This is a genomic window from Streptomyces sp. ISL-36, assembly GCF_018614205.1.
GTDB lineage: Bacteria > Actinomycetota > Actinomycetes > Streptomycetales > Streptomycetaceae > Streptomyces.
In genome coordinates this window covers 1-19,126 of record NZ_JAGGOS010000136.1, presented here as the reverse complement: position 1 = coordinate 19,126, position 19,126 = coordinate 1, and the positions used below count along the sequence as shown (strand labels likewise).

General features: G+C 71.3%; 15 protein-coding genes and 1 pseudogene. 11 read left to right on the top strand and 5 right to left on the bottom strand.

Going from position 1 to position 19,126, the window contains the following annotated elements:
- The 6 genes from J7E93_RS30655 to J7E93_RS30630 form a co-directional block, all read left to right on the top strand.
- The coding region (locus tag J7E93_RS30655; protein ID WP_374105452.1) for a hypothetical protein at nucleotides 1–447 on the top strand (447 nt) is incomplete at its 5' end.
- A 17-nt stretch (nucleotides 448–464) separates the two neighbouring features.
- Nucleotides 465–1,448, top strand: a complete 984-nt coding sequence (locus tag J7E93_RS30650) for an endonuclease/exonuclease/phosphatase family protein (protein WP_215073278.1) — start codon at nucleotides 465–467, stop codon at nucleotides 1,446–1,448.
- A 26-nt stretch (nucleotides 1,449–1,474) separates the two neighbouring features.
- Nucleotides 1,475–1,714 carry a DUF2630 family protein gene (locus J7E93_RS30645; RefSeq protein WP_215073279.1) on the top strand — a complete coding sequence of 80 codons (240 nt, stop codon included), beginning with the start codon at nucleotides 1,475–1,477 and terminating at the stop codon, nucleotides 1,712–1,714.
- A 149-nt stretch (nucleotides 1,715–1,863) separates the two neighbouring features.
- The gene (locus J7E93_RS30640; RefSeq protein WP_215073277.1) at nucleotides 1,864–3,807 is read left to right on the top strand and encodes an FUSC family protein; all 1,944 of its coding nucleotides are present in this window, start codon (nucleotides 1,864–1,866) and stop codon (nucleotides 3,805–3,807) included.
- 245 nt (nucleotides 3,808–4,052) lie between these two features.
- Complete coding sequence (locus J7E93_RS30635) at nucleotides 4,053–5,525, top strand: APC family permease (RefSeq protein ID WP_215073276.1); 1,473 nt, start codon at nucleotides 4,053–4,055, stop codon at nucleotides 5,523–5,525.
- 88 nt (nucleotides 5,526–5,613) lie between these two features.
- Nucleotides 5,614–6,603 (top strand): hypothetical protein, encoded by a 990-nt coding sequence (locus J7E93_RS30630; RefSeq protein WP_215073275.1) that lies wholly within the window; start codon nucleotides 5,614–5,616, stop codon nucleotides 6,601–6,603.
- 79 nt (nucleotides 6,604–6,682) lie between these two features.
- Here J7E93_RS30630 and J7E93_RS30625 read toward each other — a convergent pair whose 3' ends face one another.
- A complete protein-coding gene (locus J7E93_RS30625) occupies nucleotides 6,683–8,722 on the bottom strand; it encodes a PhoX family phosphatase (RefSeq protein ID WP_215073274.1) in 2,040 nt (679 codons plus the stop codon).
- Nucleotides 8,723–9,115: 393 nt separating this feature from the next.
- Here J7E93_RS30625 and J7E93_RS30620 point away from each other — a divergent pair, with 393 nt between their 5' ends.
- Nucleotides 9,116–10,372: a VWA domain-containing protein gene (locus tag J7E93_RS30620; protein ID WP_374105451.1), complete on the top strand. Its 1,257-nt coding sequence runs from the start codon at nucleotides 9,116–9,118 to the stop codon at nucleotides 10,370–10,372.
- A gap of 7 nt (nucleotides 10,373–10,379) precedes the next feature.
- Here J7E93_RS30620 and J7E93_RS30615 read toward each other — a convergent pair whose 3' ends face one another.
- Nucleotides 10,380–11,465, bottom strand: a complete 1,086-nt coding sequence (locus J7E93_RS30615) for a HAMP domain-containing sensor histidine kinase (RefSeq protein ID WP_215073272.1) — start codon at nucleotides 11,463–11,465, stop codon at nucleotides 10,380–10,382.
- The gene (locus tag J7E93_RS30610) at nucleotides 11,462–12,115 is read right to left on the bottom strand and encodes a response regulator transcription factor (RefSeq protein ID WP_215073271.1); all 654 of its coding nucleotides are present in this window, start codon (nucleotides 12,113–12,115) and stop codon (nucleotides 11,462–11,464) included. The genes J7E93_RS30615 and J7E93_RS30610 overlap by 4 nt, the downstream gene beginning before the upstream one ends.
- 134 nt (nucleotides 12,116–12,249) lie before the next feature.
- On the opposite strand from J7E93_RS30610, the gene metG reads away from it, so the two are divergent.
- From metG to J7E93_RS37560, 3 genes and pseudogenes are all read left to right on the top strand, one after another.
- On the top strand, nucleotides 12,250–13,857 hold the full coding sequence (gene metG, locus J7E93_RS30605) for a methionine--tRNA ligase (RefSeq protein WP_215073270.1): 1,608 nt from the start codon (nucleotides 12,250–12,252) through the stop codon (nucleotides 13,855–13,857).
- 76 nt (nucleotides 13,858–13,933) lie between these two features.
- Nucleotides 13,934–14,074: pseudogene (locus tag J7E93_RS38445) on the top strand (hypothetical protein); the annotation flags it as partial.
- Nucleotides 14,075–14,145: 71 nt separating this feature from the next.
- Nucleotides 14,146–14,445 carry a hypothetical protein gene (locus J7E93_RS37560; RefSeq protein WP_251067317.1) on the top strand — a complete coding sequence of 100 codons (300 nt, stop codon included), beginning with the start codon at nucleotides 14,146–14,148 and terminating at the stop codon, nucleotides 14,443–14,445.
- A gap of 443 nt (nucleotides 14,446–14,888) precedes the next feature.
- Here J7E93_RS37560 and J7E93_RS30595 read toward each other — a convergent pair whose 3' ends face one another.
- Nucleotides 14,889–15,455 (bottom strand): Uma2 family endonuclease, encoded by a 567-nt coding sequence (locus J7E93_RS30595; RefSeq protein WP_308368842.1) that lies wholly within the window; start codon nucleotides 15,453–15,455, stop codon nucleotides 14,889–14,891.
- Nucleotides 15,456–15,917: 462 nt separating this feature from the next.
- Nucleotides 15,918–17,735, bottom strand: coding sequence for an aspartate--tRNA ligase (gene aspS, locus J7E93_RS30590; protein ID WP_215073267.1), 1,818 nt, complete (start codon nucleotides 17,733–17,735; stop codon nucleotides 15,918–15,920).
- Between the two features lie 135 nt (nucleotides 17,736–17,870).
- On the opposite strand from aspS, the gene J7E93_RS30585 reads away from it, so the two are divergent.
- Nucleotides 17,871–19,126: PP2C family protein-serine/threonine phosphatase (locus tag J7E93_RS30585; RefSeq protein WP_215073266.1), on the top strand; the 1,256-nt coding region annotated here is incomplete at its 3' end.

Sequence of the window (19,126 nt, the reverse complement as noted above, 5' to 3'; positions counted from 1 at the left end):
GCCGGCGCCCGCACCCGGGCCCGTGCCATGGCGCGGGTCGGCGCTGCGGCCGCCGGCTGTGCGCTGCTGGCGCTCGCCACCGTCGCCTGCTCCGAGGAGGACAGGGCGAAGGTCGGGGACATCGTCTCGTCCGCCACCGCGGCGGCCGCGTCGAAGATGGGCGAGGTCAAGGACGGGGTGAACGCCACCGGCGACGTGAAGGCCGGGCCGACGGCGAAGGACGGCGACCGGACCACCGCCGAGGTCACCGCGACCAATCCCCAGGACAGGAAGGCCGACTACACGATCCTGGTCAACTTCCGTGACGGCGACGGCAAGCTGCTCGACACGGTCGTCCTGAACATCGACGGCGTCGACCCGGGGCGGTCCGGAACCGGGACCGCGCGCAGCAACCGCACCCTTTCGGGCGAGACGACGGCGGAGATCGGCCAGGCGCTGCGGCACTGACGGTGCGGACCGCGCCCGTGACCGGCCCGCCGCCACCCCGCCGGCCGCCCGGGCGGCGCCTCGCCGGCTGGGCCGCCGGGCTGCTGGTGGCCGTACCGACCCTGACCACCGGCTGCCGGCTCCTCGACACCGACGCGCTCACCCCCGTACCGCAGGCGCTGTCCTTCCTCCCCTGGCTGATCCTCCCGGCCGCGCTCGCGCTGCTCCTCGCCCTCGCCGCCCGGGAACGGCTGCTCGCGGGGTGGGCGGCGCTGGTCCTCGGGGCCACCGCCTGGTGCGTCCTGCCCCACGGCCCGGCCACGACGACCGCCCGCGGACCGGTCGTCGCACGGCTGCGGGTCCTCGCCGCCAACGTCGAGTTCGGGCAGGCGACGGGAGACCTGGCGGCCGCGGTACGACGGGAGCGGCCGCACCTCGTCCACGTCTGCGAGTGCGACCGCTCCTGTGTGCGCACCCTCACCGCCGCACTCGGCGCCTCCCACCCGTACCGGGCCGTCGTGGACGGCGCGGGTTCGGCCGGCTCGGTGATCCTGAGCGCCCTTCCGCTGACCGCCCGGCCGGCGATCCCCGCGGCGATGGGCATGCCGGGTGCCACCGCGCGGATCGGCGGCCGGGACGTGGAGCTCCGGCTCGCGCATCCGCTGCCGCCGCTGCCCGGGCAGGTGGACCTGTGGAAGAGCGAGCTGGGTCGGCTGGAACGCTTCGCCGCCGAGCACGGCGACTCCGGCCCCGTGCTCCTGGCCGGCGACTTCAACGCCTCCCAGGACCACGCCGCGTTCCGCTCCGTCCTCGCCGCGGGCCGTCTCCACGACGCAGCCCGTCTGGCGGGCGCCGCCCGGACCCCGACCTGGCCCCGGGAGGGGCCGCTGCCGCCGTACGTCCAGATCGACCACGTGCTGGTCAGCGACGACTTCCGGGTCCACGGGGTGCGGTTCCTCGACCTGGCCGGGACCGACCACCGGGCCGTCCTGGCCGAGCTCGACCTGCACGCGGGCCGCTGATCGGCCACGCTGGGTACATGGACCACATGCACGACGACGACCAGATCCTGGAGAACATCGGCGCACTCGTCGAGGAGGAGCGGGCGCTGCGGCAGCGGTCGGGCGGTCTGCTCCCGGAGGAGCGGTCCCGGCTGGCCGAGCTCGAGGTGCAACTGGACCAGTGCTGGGACCTGTTGCGCCAGCGCCGCGCCAAGGCCGAGTTCGGCGAGGACCCGGACACGGCCGCGGTCCGCCCGGCGGCGGAGGTCGAGAACTACCGCAGCTGACCCACCGCCCACCCCCGCCCACCGCCCGCCGTGGTGGCACGCCCCGCGCCGCGCGGAACGCCTGCCCGGCGAGCCTGCCCAGAACGACCGCCCGGAACGACCGCCCGGCTCCCGGGGAGCGGAGGCGGCGGGCGTCGTACGTTGGGGCCATGGCGAAACCCCCACCCTGGCTCACCGCCGGGCTCCGCCCGCAAGCCGCGCCCATCCCCTGGGCCGCCGTCGTCCGCGCGGCCGTCGCGCTCGCCGCGCCGCTCGCCGTCGGGTTCGCCGTCGACCGGCCCGTCTACGGCGCCCTCGTCTCCATGGGCGCTCTCTCCGGGGTCATCGGCGACACCGCCGACGCGTACCGGATGCGGTTCTACAACATCGCCGTCCCCCAGCTCTTCGGCGCGCTCGGCGTCACCCTCGGCGCCCTCGTCTTCGGCCGGGGCTGGCTCGCCGTCACCGCCCTGACCCTGGTGGCGCTCGTCTCCGGGATGATCTCGTCGATCGGGGCCGTGGCCTCCGTGTCCGGCCTCCTGCTGCTCCTCAACGCCGCCGTCGGCGCCGGACTGCCCATGCCCGATCCCTGGTGGACGGCTCCCCTCCTCCTCACCCTCGGCGGAGTCGTCGTCCTCGTCCTGACGCTGCTGGGATGGCCCCTGCGCGGCGGCGTCCCCGAGCGGACCGCCGTCGCCGGCACCTACCGGGCCGTCGCCGACCTCCTCGAAGCCGCCGGCTCGGACACGTACGACGACAGGCGCCGGGCCGTCACGACCTCCCTCAACCAGTCCTACGACCTCGTCCTCGCCCGCCGCGCCCGCCAGCACGGCCGCGCCCCCACCCTCGTCCGGCTGCTCTCCCAGCTGAACGTGGTGATCCCGCTGGTGGAGGCCGCGCCCGCCGCCCACCTGGCGGCCCGGCGCTTCCACCGGCCACTGCCCGCCGAGATCCCGGCGGCCGTGCGCGAGCTCGCCGACGCCGTCGAACAGGGCCGCACCGGCACCCCGGTCCTGGACCTGCCGGAGGCCACTCGCCCCTCGGAGAAGGCCGTCGACCAGGCGCTGCGCCACGCGGCGACCGTCGTCCACAAGGCCGAGCCCAAGCCCTACAACGTGGACGACCGCCTCGGCCGCCCCGCCGCCCTCGGCGTACGCGCCCGCCGGGCGGCCCGCGCCGTCCTGTTCTCCGGCGCGTCCTGGCGGTACGGGCTGCGGCTCGCCCTCTGCATCGGCCTCGCCCAGGCGCTGATCTCGCTGATCGCCGTGCCCCGCTCGTACTGGGTGGCCCTCACCGTCACCTTCGTGATGAAGCCGGACTTCGGCTCGGTCTTCTCCCGGGCGGTGCTCCGCGCGTTCGGCACGGCGGCCGGTCTCGTCGTCGCCGCGCTGGTCCTGGCCGAGGTCCCCCGCGGCTGGTGGGACGTGCCGGTGATGCTGGTGCTCGCCGCGCTGATCCCCGCCTTCTCGGCCAAGGGGTACGTCTTCCAGACCGCGGCGATCACCCCGGTCATCCTGCTGCTCTCCGACCTCCTCAACCGGCAGGGCTTCGACCTGGTGCTGCCCCGGCTCTACGACTCCCTCATCGGCTGCGCGATCGCCCTGGTCGCCGGCTATCTGCTCTGGCCCGAGTCCTGGCACACCCGCATCGGGGACCGTCTCGCGGACGCGGTCGCGGACACGGCGACCTATGTGGCACGGGCGTTCTGCCCGCCCGAGGAAGAGGAGGCCGCTGCCCGGGTCCGGGCCCGGCGGGCGCTCTACCGCGACCTGTCGGCCGTGCGCTCCGAGTTCCAGCGGGCGCTGACGGAGCCACCGCCCACCGGGACCCGGGCCTCCGCCTGGTGGCCGCTGGTCGTCGCCGTGGAGCGGATCGTGGACGCCACGACCGCCGCCCGCGTCCGCGTCGACCACGGCGCCCCCGCCCCGGAAGCGGAAGAAGTCACCGCCGTCGAACGGCAGCTGCGGGAACTCGCCGACGGACTGCGCAGCAGCGACGTCCTGGTGGAGGTCCGAGCGGAGCTGACCGGCGACGAGGACGGGGTCCTCGCCCCGCTCCGGCAGGAGGTCACAGCGGCCCGGGCCATCGCAACTCCCAGGCGGGAGACGGATTAGAGCGTGCCCGGTCGATCAGGCCGGATCAGCGTCCGGCGCGCCCGAAACCCGCGCCATGGGGCGTACGGATGCCCTTACCGGCGGTCACCGAAGAGAACCCTCCCCACCGCCGTTACCGGAATCCACCGGTGCGACTACGATGCGCTCGATTCACCTTGACCCGTGCTTCCACCGGGAGACGAACGACCCGACGGCACGGTCACTCCGTCCTGCGCCATCTCCCCGTGCCACCCAAGGACATCGCCATGCGCACCACCACCGGCAGAGGGCTCCAGCCCAACGTCCTCGGGACCTTCGACACCATCGTCATGGCCGTCGCGGGCAGCGCACCCGCGTACTCGCTGGCCGCCACCACCGCCGTCCTCTTCGGCGCGGTCGGCCTGGCGGGACCGGCGGCCCTGCTGTACTGCGCGATCCCGATGCTCGGCATCGTCCTCGCCTACGCCCGCCTCGGGCGGATCGACGTCAACGCGGGCGCCGGATACTCCTGGGTGGGCCGCACCCTCCACCCCTTCCTCGGCTTCCTCTCCGGCTGGGCCCTCGTCGTCTCCGCGACCGTCTTCATGGTCGCCGGATCGCTGCCCGCCGGAGCGATGACGCTCTCCCTCTTCGACCCCGAACTGGCGAAGAGCACCCCGCTGGCCGCCGCCGTCGGCGCCGGCTGGTTCCTGATGATGCTGCTGGTGGTCCTGGGCGGCGCCCGCCTCACGGTGCGGGCCCAACTCCTCATGTCCGGCGTGGAGATCGTCATCCTCCTCGTCTTCGTCCTGGCCGCCCTCGCCCACCGCGGCCACGCCACCGCCTTCGACTGGTCATGGCTCGGCTTCGGCCACTTCGACGGCTCCGCCGGCTTCGCCTCGGGCGCCCTGATCGCCGCCTTCTACTACTGGGGCTGGGACGTCACCAGCAATCTCAGCGAGGAGACCCGCGACAGCCGCCGTACGGCCGGACTCGCCGCACTCGTCGGCGTCGGCGTCGTCTTTCTGCTCTTCGAGGCGTTCACGGTCGCGGTCAACGTGCTGCTGAGCGCCGGACAGATCGAGGCGGCCGGCGCCAACGTCCTGTCCGTCCTCGGCCAGGCGATCTGGCCGGGCGCCGGCGGCAAACTGCTGGTCCTGGCCGTGCTGCTGTCGACGGTCGCCACCCTGGAGACCACCCTCATCCAGGTGACCCGCTCCCTGTTCGCCATGGGCCGCGACCGCACGATGCCCGCCGCGCTCGGGACCGTGCACAGGCGCTGGAACACGCCATGGGTGGCGATCGCCGCCGTCGGGGGCGCCGCGCTGCTGATGTTCGGGGCGGCCGCGGCCGCCGGTTCGGTGGGCCGGATCCTCAGCGACGCCGTCTCCGCGATCGGCCTGCAGATCGCCTTCTACTACGGCCTGGCCGGCATCGCCGCCGTCGTCGCCTACAAGTCGGTCCTGCTGACCTCCGTACGGAACTTCCTCCTCGGCGGGGTGTGGCCGCTGTTCGGCTCCGCGTTCATGCTGTGGGCGTTCGTCGAGTCGCTGGGCGAACTGACCACGACCGCCCTCGTCATCGGCCTCGGCGGACTGCTCGTCGGCGTGGTCCCGATGATCGTGTACTGGCGTAAGGGGAGCGCCTACTACCGCCCCTCCCGGCTCGACGCGGCCCGGGCTCTGGCCGCGGCCGGACCGTTCGCACCGGCCACGCCCCGCGCCCGCCGCGCGGACGAGTCCCTCGCCACCGATTTCTGACGTCCGACCTCCGATTCCAACCGATTTCCGGCTTCTGACTTCTGACTTCTGACGGCTACCCGGCGCTGACCCCGAGGGAGGAACATCGATGGCCGTTCGCCGCCGCGCGACCCGTTCGGGCCGCTCAGCCCGCTTCACGCCCGACTTCGATCCGGACCTCGGCGACCGCGCGCTCACCGAGGCCCGGCACGACATCGTCATCGGCCGCTGGCAGGGCGTACGCGACCTGCTGAGGGCCACTGGCGAGGACTGGCCGCGCCGTACGCACCGGCTGCGGCTGCTCGCGCACGCCGCGGCGGGCAGCTCCACGGTCGAGGCGTGGCGGGCGGCCGAGCCGGACAGCCCGGACGCGGCGGTCCTGCGGGCGGCGACCGAGGTCGTCCGGGTCTTCGACACGGCGATCGCGGCCGGCCGGGGGAGCACCGTGGACCGGGGGCGGCTCGACGCGATCGTCGACGCCTGCCTCGCCGCGGCGCAGGCGGCACCCGCCGACCCGATGCCCTGGGTCTCGCTGCTCTCGGTGGCCCGCCTCTACGAGGGCGGGGTCCAACGCAGGGAACTGCGCCAGTGGTTCGACGAGCTGCGCCGCCGCGACCCGTACAACACCGAGGGCCACGCGCAGGTGATGCGCTACTGGTCGGCGCGATGGCACGGCACGCACGGAGCGATGTACGACTTCGCGCGCGACGCGGCCGGCGTGGCACCGCCCGGATCGCCGCTGCCGATCCTCGTGCAGGTCGCCCGGGTGGAGGAGTACCGCTACATCGCCGACGGCGCGCTCGGGCGCGGACCGGTGCGCGGCTTCGACCAGCACTGGAAGCACGAGCTCGCGGTGACCGAGCTGCGCCGCACGTACGCGCGCTGGATCGGCGGCCGGGAGCCCGGCCGCCCGGTGGCGCCCGAGGAGGTGGCCGACCTCAACTATCTGGTCCACGCCGCCTGTTACGCGGGCCAGCTGGACGTGGCGCGGGAGGTGTTCGGCATGCTCGGCACCCGCGCCTCGTGGGTGCCGTGGTCGTACACCGGCGAGCCGGAGGAGCAGTTCGTCCGGTTCAGGGAGAACCTGGGGGTGGAGTGACGGCCCGGGGGCGGTCACGGATCGCCCGGAACGGGGGTGAGGGGCGCCCCCCGCACCCCTCACCCCGGCATCGGACCGGCTAGACGCCGATGTCCCCGCCGTCCTTGCGCCAGACGGCGACGACCGCCGGGCGGACGATCCTGCCGGGCCCATCGGGCCACACCGAGGCGGGCTTCTCCACGGACGCGCCGTCGACCTCGCCCGGGTGCTGGACGGAGACGAGGACCCGGCGGTCCTGGATGATCGGGCCGCAGGTCTCGGCGCCCTTCGGGACGGTCAGGAACTGCTTGAGCTCACCGCGCCGCTCGCCCTGCGTGGCGACACCGAACAGGCCGTCGTGCGAGCCGAGCTGGTTGCCGTCGGTGGAGATCCACAGATTGCCGTGCGGGTCGAAGGCGACGTTGTCCGGGCAGGAGATGGGGGAGACCTTCTCCTTGGGGAAGCCGGCGAAGTAGGTGGCCGGGTCGTTCGGGTCGCCCGCAACCAGGAAAAGACGCCAGGCGAAGCGGTCGGAGGCCGGATCGTCCCAGTACTCGGCCAGTTCGAGGACCTGGCCGTGCTTGTTGGAGTTGCGCGGGTTGGCCTCGTCGGTGGGGGCGTAGCCCGTCTTGCCGCGGTTGGAGTTGTTGGTCAGCGCGACGTAGACGCGACCGGTGCGCGGGGACGGCTCGACGTCCTCGGGACGGTCCATCTTGGTGGCGCCGACCTTGTCACCGGCGAGGCGGGTGAAGACGTACACCTCCTCGGCGGTCATGCCGGGGACGTGCGAGACATCGCCCGTGGCGAGCGGGATCCACTGACCGGAACCGTCGAACTCGCCGTCGTTCGGCAGCTTGCCGGTGCCGTCGACCTCGCCGGGCGAGTCACCGGTCAGCTTGGCGACGTACAGCGTGCCCTCGTCGAGCAGGGTGAGGTTGTGCTCGCGGGCGGCGCGCGAGTTCCCCTTCTTCATCCGCTTCGAGGAGACGAACTTGTAGAAGTAGTCGAAGCGCTCGTCGTCACCCATGTAGACCACCGGACGGCCGTCCGCGGTCAGCCGGGGCTGCGCCGCCTCGTGCTTGAAGCGGCCGAGCGCGGTGCGCTTCTTGGGCGTGGAGTCGGGGTCGTACGGGTCGAGCTCCACGACCCAGCCCTGACGGTGGGCCTCGTTGGGCTCCTGCTTGAGGTCGAACCGCTTGTCGAACCGCTCCCACTTGCGCTCGGAGGCGCCGGTACCGACGCCGTACCGCTTGTCCGTGGCGGACGAGCCGTTGGCGAAGTACTGGTTGAAGTTCTCCTCGCCGTGGAGGGTGGTGCCCCACGGGGTGGTGCCGCCGGCGCAGTTGTTGAGCGTGCCGAGGACGGTGCGGCCGGCCGGGTCCGCGGAGGTCCGCAGAAGCTTCGAGCCGGCGGCGGGGCCGGTCAGCTCGAACTCGCTGGTGGTGTGGAGGCGGCGGTTGAGGTGGTGGCGGGGGACAGGGGTGAGCCTGCCGGAACGGTGCTCCTCCTGGACCACGACGACGGAGAGACCGTGGGCGGCCCAGGCGATCTCGACCTGCTCGCGGGTCGGGTTCTCGGAGTCGTACCCCTTGAACATCAGAATCTCGTCGGTGTACTCGTGGTTGGCGACGAGGACCTGACGGTCCCGCTCCCCGCGCAGCGGCAGCAGGGAGAGGAAGTCGTTGTTGTAACCGAACTGCCCGGCCTGCGCCGTGGCGGACTGCCGGTCGGCGTCGAAGGCCGGAGCGCCGCGGAGGATCGGCTCGCCCCAGCGGATGACGACGTTCTGCGCGTAGCCGGCCGGGACGGTGACCTGGTCGGCGGTGTTGGGCGCGACGGGAGCGAAGCGCAGACCACGGGCGCCGTCGGTACGGCCGGGGGCGTGGGGACGGGCCTCGGCCGCGGGGGCGTTGCCGAGGGCGACACCGGTCCCGGCGGCGGTGGCGACGGTCACGACGGCGGCGGCACGCATCATGGAACGGCGCGAGAGCGCGCCGGCTATGACGTCACCGACGTACTCGTTGTCGCTGGTGTTGGGCACCTCGTGGAAACAGGCGTCACCACAGCGGAACCGGCAGGTGAGGGCGGAACGGCCGCCTCCGTGCGGGTTGGTGGTCAGCAGCGGCAGCAGTTTGCGCACTTCGTCCTCCTACGGCGCACACTGCGCCGACATGGTGTCGGGAATCCGTTCGGCGGTGACGCTATGTGTGCACATCTGCAGGGGAGCGGCGTCGGAGTGAACGGCGGATGAATGCGCGGCGACCGGCGGCGAGAAGCGATACGGAATGGGAACCGAGGGGGCCGGGGGCGACACACCCCGGGCCGTTAACCTTACGTGTCCGCCCTGGCCAGGGATGATCCTCCCAGTACGGACATTCACCGCACCCCATTCATGCGAAAGGCCTCGCCCATGGGTATTCGGAGCTTGCTGCGCAAGGTGTTCGGACGTGATCGTGCGGAACGGCACGAGGAGACTCCGGCGACCTCCGTCCCGCCCCAGACGGAGCGGGTCGCGCCTGAGGAGCCTGTGTCGGTGACGGTTCCGTCCCCGGCCTCGGCCGAGAGGTCCGCCGAGCGCGCGACCGAGAAAGCCACTTCGGTGGAGACGGCGGGCACGTACGCCGCCGACGACCTGGTGGCGGCGGCCTTCGACAACCCGAAGGTCCCGCAGTCCCGGTCGGCGGAGACGGCGGAGACGGCAGAGACGGCGGAGACCGCCGTCGCCTCCGAGGCTCCGGCCTCTGCGGAGCCCGCACCGGCCGCCGAAGTCGAAACCGAAGCCGAACCGATCGTGACCGTGTCAGCCGAACCGGTCGTGACGGCCGACGCCACGGAGCCGGTCGCCGAGACCGAGCCGGAGCCGGTTGCCGAGGCCGAAGTCGAGCCGGAGCCGGTTGTCGAGACGGAGCCGGAGCCGGTTGTCGAAGCCGAGCCCGAGCCGGTCGTCGAAGCCGAGCCCGAGCCGGTCGTCGAAGCCGAAGTCGCCCCGGAACCGGTCGCCGAGACCGAGCCCGAGGCCGAAGTCGCCCCGGAACCGGTCACCGAAGCCGCGCCCGAGGTCGCCCCGGAACCGGTCGCCGAAGCCGAGCCGGAGCCGGTCGCCGACGCCGCGCCCGTCGCCGAGGCCGGCCGTCCCGCCGTCGCGCTCGCGCGGGTCAAGGCGGACGCGCCGCATCTCGTCGACGCCTACAAGGCCGCCGGTGCCGTGCTCAAGAAGCAGGAGCTCACCGGCGCCCGGGCCGCCGTGTATCTCGTCGTCGACCGCTCCGGTTCGATGCGCGGCTACTTCAAGGACGGCTCCGTCCAGCGGCTCGCCGAGCAGACCGTCGCCCTCGCCGCGCACCTCGACGAGGACGCCACCGTCACCGCCGTCTTCTTCTCCACCGACATCGACGGCACCGCCGAGCTCACGCCGGCCACCCTCACCCCCACCCGCATCGACGAGATCAACGCCACCCTCGGCCGCCTGGGCCGCACCAACTACCACCGTGCCGTCGAAGAGGTCCTCGCCCACCACGAGAAGACCGACCCGGCCCGGCCCGCGTTCGTCGTCTTCCAGACCGACGGCGCTCCCGAGTCCAGGACCGCCGCCACCCAGGCGCTGGCCGAGGCAGCCGACCGCCCGATCCACTGGCAGTTCGTGGCCTGGGGCGACGAGGACAACAAGGCCTTCGACTACCTCCGTAAGCTCACCGCTCCCCGTACCGGCCACTACCTGGCCGGACCGACCCCCGTGGAGACGGCGCACCCCGCCTTCTTCCGGGGCCTGCTCGCCGGCTGGCAGGGCTAGCCGGGAATCAGGGACCTGGTGGTGGCGGGGCGGGCAACGTCACCGTCACCACCAGGCCGCCCCCGTCCTCCGCCCGCCGCGCCACGGCATCCACCGTCCCCCCGTGCGCGTCCGCGATCGACCGCACGATCGACAGACCGAGCCCCGCCCCCGGCCCCATCCGGTCGCGCCCCTGACCCCGCCGGAACGGTTCGAAGAGCGCCGGCACATCGGCCGGGGCGAGGACCGGCCCGGTGTTGACGACGGTCACCACGCCGCCCTCGACGGTCACCTCCACGACGCCGCCCGGCACGTTGTACGCGACGGCGTTCGCGACCAGGTTCCGTACCAGCTGCCCCAGCAGCACCCGGGACCCGGAGACGACGCCACCCCGGCCGGCGCACTCCACGCCGTACCGTTCGCACTCCTCCCCCACCACCTCCCCCAGCGCCACGGCCTCGCGCCCCTCGAGCCCCCGCTCGCTGCGGGCCAGCACCAGCAGCCCTTCGATGAGCCGCTCGCTGCGCCGGTTGCTGTCGAGCAGGACCTGCTTGACCTCCGACGCGTCGTCGATCCCGATCTGGATCGCGGCCCGCTGCGTGGCGAGCGGGGTCCGCAGCTCGTGCGAGGCGTTCGCGATGAACCGCCGCTGGCTGTCGAAGGCGGTCTCCAGCCGGCCGAGCAGCGCGTCGATCGTGTCGCCGAGCTCCTTCAGCTCGTCGTCGGGGCCGCCCACCGCGATCCTCGCGTGCAGGTTCCGCTCCGACAGGCGCCGAGCCCGGGCGGTCATCTCGTGCACCGGCCGCAGCACCCGCCCCGCCGTCCACCACCCCACGGCGACCGCGCCGAACGCCATGACGACGAGCGCCAGGCACGACCACATGAGCATCTGCTCGCCGGCGGCCCGGCTGACGTCGTCGCTCAGCCGGTACGCGGTGACCGTCTCGAACGGTGCCACCACGCGCACGCGCGCGGCGATGGCCTCCGCCTCCCCTGCCGTACCGGCGCGCGAGAGCAGGTTCACCACCGCCAGCAGGCATCCGCCGAGGACGACGAAGACGCCTCCGTACACCAGCGCGATGCGCGTCCGGATGGTCGATCCGGAGCCGATCACAGCGCGTACCCCACGCCCTGGACCGTACGGATCAGGGCGGGCTCCCCCAGCTTGGCGCGCAGCTTGCTCATGCAGACCCGTACGGCGCCCGTGAAGGGGTCGGTGTGGGCGTCCCAGGCGCGCTCCAGGAGCTCCTCGGCCGAGACGGTCGCGCCGTCGGCCTCCAGGAGGATCTGCAGCACGGAGAACTCCTTCGGGGAGAGGTCCAGGCCCCGCCCGTCGCGCGTCGCCGTCCGGCGGACGGTGTCCATCCGCAGCCCGGCCCGTTCGAGGAGCGGCGGTACGGGACGGGCGCTGCGCCGTCGCAGGGCGCGCACCCGGGAGACGAGCTCGGGGAACTCGAAGGGCTTGCCGAGGTAGTCGTCGGCCCCGAGGTCGAGGCCCTCGACGCGGTCCTCGGTCGTCGCCGACGCGGTCAGCATCAGGATCCGGGTCCTGGCTGCCGAGGCGACGAGCTCGCGCGCCACGTCGTCGCCGTGGACGCGGGGCAGGTCGCGGTCGAGGACGACGACGTCGTAGTCGTGCAGCCCGAGGTAGGCGAGGGCGGCGTCGCCGCTGTAGACGGTGTCGACGGCGAAGCCGGCCCGCCGCAGCCCGGTGGCGACGAGCTCCGCGAGGACCTCCTCGTCCTCGGCGACCAGTACGCGCATGCTCTCTTCCTCGCTGTTGTGCATGGCTCTTTCTACGCGGGGGAACGTTTCGCGGACCTCTCCGTCTCCCGTTCCGCCCCGGCCCCCGGTTATCGATGTGAGTGGATCTTGAACTGGCCGTTAGGATTTCGACCATGGCGGCCACTGGATCCGAGAAGCAGGGGGCGAAGGCGTTTTACGTCTCGACCCCCATCTACTACGTCAACGACGCTCCTCACCTGGGCCACGCCTACACGACCGTCGCAGGCGACGTGCTCACGCGCTGGCACCGTCAGCGCGGCGAGAAGGTGTGGTACCTCACCGGCACGGACGAGCACGGTCAGAAGATCATGCGCACGGCCGAGGCGAACAACGTCACGCCCCAGGCCTGGTGCGACAAGCTCGTCGAGGAGGCCTGGAAGCCCCTCTGGGAGCACCTGAACATCGCGAACGACGACTTCATCCGGACGACGGAGAAGCGTCACACGGACCGCGTCCAGGAGTTCGTGCAGGACCTGTACGACAAGGGCGAGATCTACAAGGGCGGCTACGAGGGCCCGTACTGCGTGGGCTGCGAGGAGTACAAGCTCCCGGGCGATCTCATCGAGGCCGAGGACGGCACGAAGCTGTGTGCCGTCCACAAGAAGCCGGTGGAGATCCTCAAGGAGGAGAACTACTTCTTCAAGCTGAGCGAGTACGGCCCGAAGCTCCTCGAGTTCTACGAGTCCAACCCGGGCTTCGTCCAGCCGGAGTCGGCCCGCAACGAGGTCATGAACTTCGTCAAGCAGGGCCTTGAGGACCTCTCGATCTCGCGCTCGACCTTCGACTGGGGCGTCCCGGTCCCGTGGGACGACAAGCACGTCATCTACGTGTGGATCGACGCGCTCCTGAACTACGCGACGGCCGTCGGCTACGGCTCCGACCAGGCGAAGTTCGACGAGACGTTCCCGGCGAACGTGCACCTCATCGGCAAGGACATCCTGCGCTTCCACGCGATCATCTGGCCGGCGATGCTGATGGCGCAGGGCCTGCCGGTGCCCGGCAAGGTCGCGGCCAACGGCTGGCTGATGGTCGGCGGCGAGAAGATGTCGAAGTCGAACCTGACCGGCATCAAGCCGCAGGACCTGACCTCGCACTTCGGCGTGGACGCGTACCGCTGGTACTTCCTGCGGGCGATCGCGTTCGGCCAGGACGGCTCGTTCTCCTGGGAGGACTTCACCGCCCGCTACACCTCCGAGCTCGCCAACGACTACGGCAACCTCGCCTCGCGCGTGGCGGCCATGGTCGGCAAGTACTTCGACGGCGCCCTGCCGGCCGCGACGGCCGACGGCGACGCGGAGACGGCGATCCACGAGGGCCTGGCCAAGGCGGTCGTGGAGGCCGACCGGAAGATCGGCGAGGAGCTGGACTTCCAGGGCGGCATCCTGGCGATCTTCGACTTCGTGAAGCAGGTCAACGGCTACATCACGGAGCAGGAGCCCTGGAAGGTCGCCAAGGACGAGTCCGAGGCGGGCCGGGCCCGCCTGGCGACGATCCTCTACACGGCCGCCGAGTCGCTGCGCGCGGTGGCGGTCCTGCTCAACCCGATCATGCCGGAGACCTCCCAGAAGCTCTGGGACTCCCTCGGCGCCGAGGCCGGCCTGGGCGCCCTCGCGGCCCAGCCCCTCGCCGCGGCCGGCGAGTGGGGCCGCCTCCCGGCGGGCTCGACGGTGACGAAGGGCGCGGTGCTCTTCCCGCGCCTGGAGGAGCCGAAGAAGGACTGACCGTCCTCGATCCGCGTACGGCTGTGGCCGCCGCCCCTCTCAGGGCCGGCGGCCACAGCCGTTTCCGGCCAATGCGATTGCAGTCGGGACGACGGTGAACGGCCGTACGCTCTCCTTCACCCACGACAAGGCGGGCCGCCGAACGGGCCGGACGACGCCGGGCGGGGCGCTGAGCGCATGGTCGTACGACGCGGCGGGCCGCAGGACGGAGCTGACGAGCTCGGGCCGCCGGCATCCCCAAACTGACCAGCGACCAGGTGACCCAATTCCTCAAGGAGGCATACAGATATGCCGGTCAACAGTAGGCTCCAGATTTACTCGATCGAATTTGAGGACAGTGACGGTGGCGTCTGCATCGTCCGATGCATCGGCGGCATCGCGCGAGTCGGTCAGATCTTCGTCGCGGAGGAGGAAACGCTAGAACAATCCGTCCCGCAGCTCACTCTGAATCAGATCGAGCGATACAACCGACAAGTGGAATTCTTCGATCCCCCGCACAACGCCAGAGTGCACTTGTCGGGTGGTCCACTCGCCGGTCTCCGCGAGGGATCCGTGTTGGTATCGCTCGATCTGGAGCCACGGTCGTGAGCAAATTCCCTGATGACTGAGCCAGGATGACGAGTCGTCACACGAGAGTCCTGAATTGGCAGGGCAGCCTTGGAAAGCGCGCAGGAATCTTCTTCTGCTGACTGCTCTTCGACTGCAGCCGACGATGGAGCCGATGGGTACGACATCACCAACCGGCCCATGGCGGAGCTGGAGCAGCACGTCCATGCGACCCCCGCACCTTCCGTCCCATCGGACCACTGGGAGCAATTGCGAGATCTCAGCGTCGGCAGGATGCAGTCGAGTACCCACTCCGATGAGAGACGGATCACGTGAGAACATGCTGATCCCGTTGATTCCGATTCAGCCTCTGCTGAGCGGAGACCACCCTGTGGCCCAAGACCTCCGAGCATGGTTGTCGCTCGTACCCCGGCTTCCTTGATCTGTGGCAAGGGCCCGAGACCCGAGTGCACCCCGGCGCCCCCTCAGTGCACCCAGTTCTTCAGCGGTTCCGTGTCCAGGTCCATGCCGACCGGGTCCGGGAGAGTGACCGTCTTGCCGATCGGCACCGTCGCCACCAACTCGTAACGTTCGCCGTCAGGTTGGGAGTGGACCTTGACCTCGCCGGCGGTCCTGTCGATCAGGAGGTAGACGGGGATCTCGGTCTCGGCGTAGGCGCGCGGTTTCTCCACGCGATCGCGGCGGCCGGTGTCGGAGTCGCCCGAGGTGACCTCGACGACCATGAGGACGCCGTCGGCACTGGCCCACTCGCCCTGGCCGACGAATGTGCCACTGGGCGCGAGGCAGCCGTCGGGGCGCGCGTTGCCCTTCCTGTACTTCTCGATCCTCAGCCCTTGGTCGGGGTAAAGCCACCATCCCGCGTCGGTCTGGATGCACAGTCGCGTGAGCCACTCGATGATCCGCCCGTGGTCGCCGTCCGGCACAGCCTTCTCCCCGATCTTGCCGTCGATGCACTCCAGACGCAGAGACTCGTCCACGCGTTCGCCAAGGCGGGCCAGTTCTTCGAAGCCCTCCTGTGTCAGGACGCTCACGGCAGACTCCTCCCAGATCGGTGGTGCCTTCCACGGTACGTGTTCGCCTGCCTCCACGGCCGGGTTCGTCGCAGTCGCCATGACCGCGAGCCTGGCATATGCCATAGGCCCGAGAGGTGCAGATCCAAGGCCTTCACCTCCATGGGTGACACACCTGGGCGCCTCCCCGAGCTGGGCTGTGAACCGCTACGAGGGGCTGCCGCGTGGTGGAGTGCGTTGGCCATGGGACCCGCGGGCTCCGCGCGACACCGCGGCCCGCCTACCCCACCCCGATCTCCTCCAGACCGCCATCGGCGTCCTCACCGGCCTCCGCCGGGAGGACCCACGCCTCCTCCTCTCCGTCACGGACGCCGAACACCTCGCCCCCGGAGTCGTCGCCTGGCTGGAACGTCAGCTACCCACACGGCGAAGGGCCCGGGGCCGTCCGAAGACGGGCCCGGGCCCTTCACACACCCCTGAGGCTTACCGCGCCGCGTCCGGGTGGACGGCCTCGGTGACCGGGCGGTCGTCCACGACCTTCTTCTCGACCGGCTTGCGCAGCTGGATGTTCAGCTCCTTCAGGCGGGCCTCGTCCAGTTCCGTCGGAGCGCCCATCAGGAGGTCCTGGGCGTTGCCGTTGAGCGGGAAGGCGATCGTCTCGCGGATGTTCGGCTCGTCGGCCAGAAGCATCACGATGCGGTCCACGCCCGGGGCGATGCCGCCGTGCGGCGGGGCGCCGTACTCGAAGGCGCGGAGCATGCCCGCGAACTCGTGCTCGACGGTCTCGCGCGAGTAGCCCGCGATCTCGAAGGCCTTGAACATGATCTCGGGCTCGTGGTTCCGGATCGCGCCGGAGGACAGCTCGATGCCGTTGCAGACGATGTCGTACTGCCAGCCGAGGATGTCCAGCGGGTCCTGGGTCTCCAGGGCCTCCAGGCCGCCCTGCGGCATCGAGAAGGGGTTGTGCGAGAAGTCGATCTTGCCGGTCTCCTCGTCCTTCTCGTACATCGGGAAGTCGACGATCCAGGCGAACCGGAAGACGTTCTCCTCGAACCGGCCCGCGCGCTTGGCGGCCTCGACCCGGACCGGGCCCATGATCTTGGAGACCTCGTCGAACTCGCCCGCGCCGAAGAAGACGGCGTGGCCGGCCTGCAGGCCCAGGCGCTCGGTGAGGACCTTGACGTTCTCCTCGGTGAGGAACTTGGCGATCGGGCCGGTGAGGGCGCCGCCCTCGCCGACGCGCACCCAGGCCAGGCCCTTGGCGCCGAGCGAGACGGCGAAGTCGCCGAGCGAGTCGAAGAACTTGCGGGGCTGGTCACCGGTGTTCGGGACCGCCAGGGCGCGGACGTGCTTGCCGGCGAAGGCCTTGAACTCGGAGTTCTCGAAGACGTCCGAGATGTCGACGAGCTCCAGGTCGGTGCGGAGGTCCGGCTTGTCGTTGCCGTACTTGAGCATCGACTCGCGGAACGGGATCCGCGGGAACGGCGACGTGACGTGACGGCCGCCGCCGAACTCCTCGAAGATCTCCGTCATGAGCTTCTCGATCGGCTGGAAGACGTCCTCCTGCTCGACGAAGCTCATCTCGACGTCGAGCTGGTAGAACTCGCCCGGCGAACGGTCGGCACGGGCGTCCTCGTCGCGGAAGCAGGGCGCGATCTGGAAGTACCGGTCGAAGCCGGAGATCATCAGCAGCTGCTTGAACTGCTGCGGCGCCTGCGGCAGCGCGTAGAACTTGCCCGGGTTCAGCCGGGACGGGACGACGAAGTCACGGGCGCCCTCGGGGGAGGTCGCGGCCAGGATCGGCGTCGCCATCTCGTTGAAGCCGAGGGCCACCATCTTGGAGCGGATGGCGGCGATGACGGCCGAGCGCAGCATGATGTTGCGGTGCATGCGCTCGCGGCGCAGGTCGAGGAAGCGGTACTCCAGACGCCGCTCCTCGTTCACACCGTCGTCGGTGTTGATGGTGAACGGGATCTGCTTCGAGGCGCCCAGGACCTCGACCTCGGTCACCTCGATCTCGATCTCACCGGTGGCCAGCTCCGGGTTGATGTTCTCCGCGCCACGCGAGACGACCTTGCCGTCCACCCGGACGACGGTCTCCTTCGTCAGCTTGTCGAGCGCCTCGGCGGCCGCGGTACCCGGCCGCGCGACGAGCTGCGTGATGCCGTAGTGGTCGCGCAGATCGATGAAGAGGATGCCGCCCAGGTCGCGCCGATTGTGCAGCCAGCCGCTCAGCCGGACGTCGGTGCCGACGTCAGAGGCGCGGAGCTCGCCGCAGGTGTGGGACCTGTACCGATGCATCGTCGTTCATCCAGTCTTCGGAATCGGTGGAGAGCCTAGATATATCTAAGCCCGTCAAGGGTACCGGGCGAGCCAAGATCCCTTTTCGAATACGCTCAGTGGCGACCTGGTGTCCGATATTCATAAAGTAGGGCAATGCGCACCGAGGACGTCCTGGCCGCGATCGCGACAGGCCTGTGGCGCTGGGACAACGCGTCCGGGATCGTCACGCTCGACGCCGAGGCGGCCCGGCTCCTCGGGCTGCCCGCCGAGCCCGCCCGGCTCACCGAGGCGGCCGTACGCTCCCGGTTCCATCCGGTCGACTGGAACGAGATCGACGGGGTGGTGAACCTCGCCGTGGCGGAGGGGACCCTCGCCGAGGCCCGACTGCGGATCATGGACGGCCAGGGCCGGGTGATCCGTACCGTACGGAGCAGGTCCAAGCCGCTCATCGAGGGCGACGACTACCAGCTCGTCGGCACCCTCCAGGAGGTCGCCGAACCCCAGCCCGGCACCGCCGCCCGCACCCCCGTCACCGGCGACTGGCGCCGTTCGCGCGAGGCGTTCCTGCTCGACGCGGGCCGGGCGCTCGCCGAGGCCCGGTCGACCGCCGAGGTGCTGCGGGTCGCCGCCTCGCTCTCCATGCCGGGCTTCTCGCCGGACGGGCTCGCCGTCTTCGGCGCGGCGGGCGACCGGCTGACGGTCATCGGCCACCACGGGCACAACGCGGGCGACGAGGGCCCCTTCAGCTCGATGTCCCTGGACACCGACTATCCGGCGGCCGAGGTCGTACGGACCGGGCGGGCGATCTACCTGCCGACGCCGGAGGAGTACCTGCGCCGCTTCCCGGTGACCTGGCCGCTGGCGCAACGATTCGGCAGACAGTCCTGGGCCTACCTCCCCCTCATCGTCGCCGGCCGCACCATGGGCGCCTGGATGGCCGCCTTCAAGCACCCCGTCGCCTTCACGCCCGACGAGCGCTCCGTCCTCACCACGGTCGCCCGGATGCTCGCCCAGGCCCTCGCCCGGGCCGGCGTCGCCGAGTCCGAGCGCGAGCTCTCGCTCGGCCTGCAGCGCACGATGATGCCGGTCCTCGGCCCCGGCATCCCCGGCCTCCACGTCGCCGCCCGGTACGTCCCCACCGGCGGCGGACTGCAGGTCGGCGGCGACTGGTACGACATGATCCAGCTCCCCGGCCGGCGCATCGCCCTGGTCATCGGCGACGTCCAGGGCCACGACGTCCGCGCCGCCGGACTCATGGGACAGCTCCGGATCGCCCTGCGCGCGTACGCCTCCGAGGGCCACCGGCCGGACGCGGTGCTCTCCCGCGCCTCCCGCTTCCTCTACGGGATCACCAACGGCGACGCAGACGGGGGCGGCAATGGTGGGGCGGGCGAGGGCGGCGGCGCGCC

Bases quoted from the DNA above. Each gene is read 5' to 3' on its own strand.
- J7E93_RS30645 (WP_215073279.1), top strand. From the start codon at position 1,475: ATGCACGACGACGACCAGATCCTGGAGAACATCGGCGCACTCGTCGAG.
- J7E93_RS30640 (WP_215073277.1), top strand. From the start codon at position 1,864: ATGGCGAAACCCCCACCCTGGCTCACCGCCGGGCTCCGCCCGCAAGCC.
- J7E93_RS30635 (WP_215073276.1), top strand. From the start codon at position 4,053: ATGCGCACCACCACCGGCAGAGGGCTCCAGCCCAACGTCCTCGGGACC.
- J7E93_RS30630 (WP_215073275.1), top strand. From the start codon at position 5,614: ATGGCCGTTCGCCGCCGCGCGACCCGTTCGGGCCGCTCAGCCCGCTTC.
- J7E93_RS30610 (WP_215073271.1), bottom strand. From the start codon at position 12,115: ATGCGCGTACTGGTCGCCGAGGACGAGGAGGTCCTCGCGGAGCTCGTC.
- metG (WP_215073270.1), top strand. From the start codon at position 12,250: ATGGCGGCCACTGGATCCGAGAAGCAGGGGGCGAAGGCGTTTTACGTC.
- J7E93_RS37560 (WP_251067317.1), top strand. From the start codon at position 14,146: ATGCCGGTCAACAGTAGGCTCCAGATTTACTCGATCGAATTTGAGGAC.
- aspS (WP_215073267.1), bottom strand. From the start codon at position 17,735: ATGCATCGGTACAGGTCCCACACCTGCGGCGAGCTCCGCGCCTCTGAC.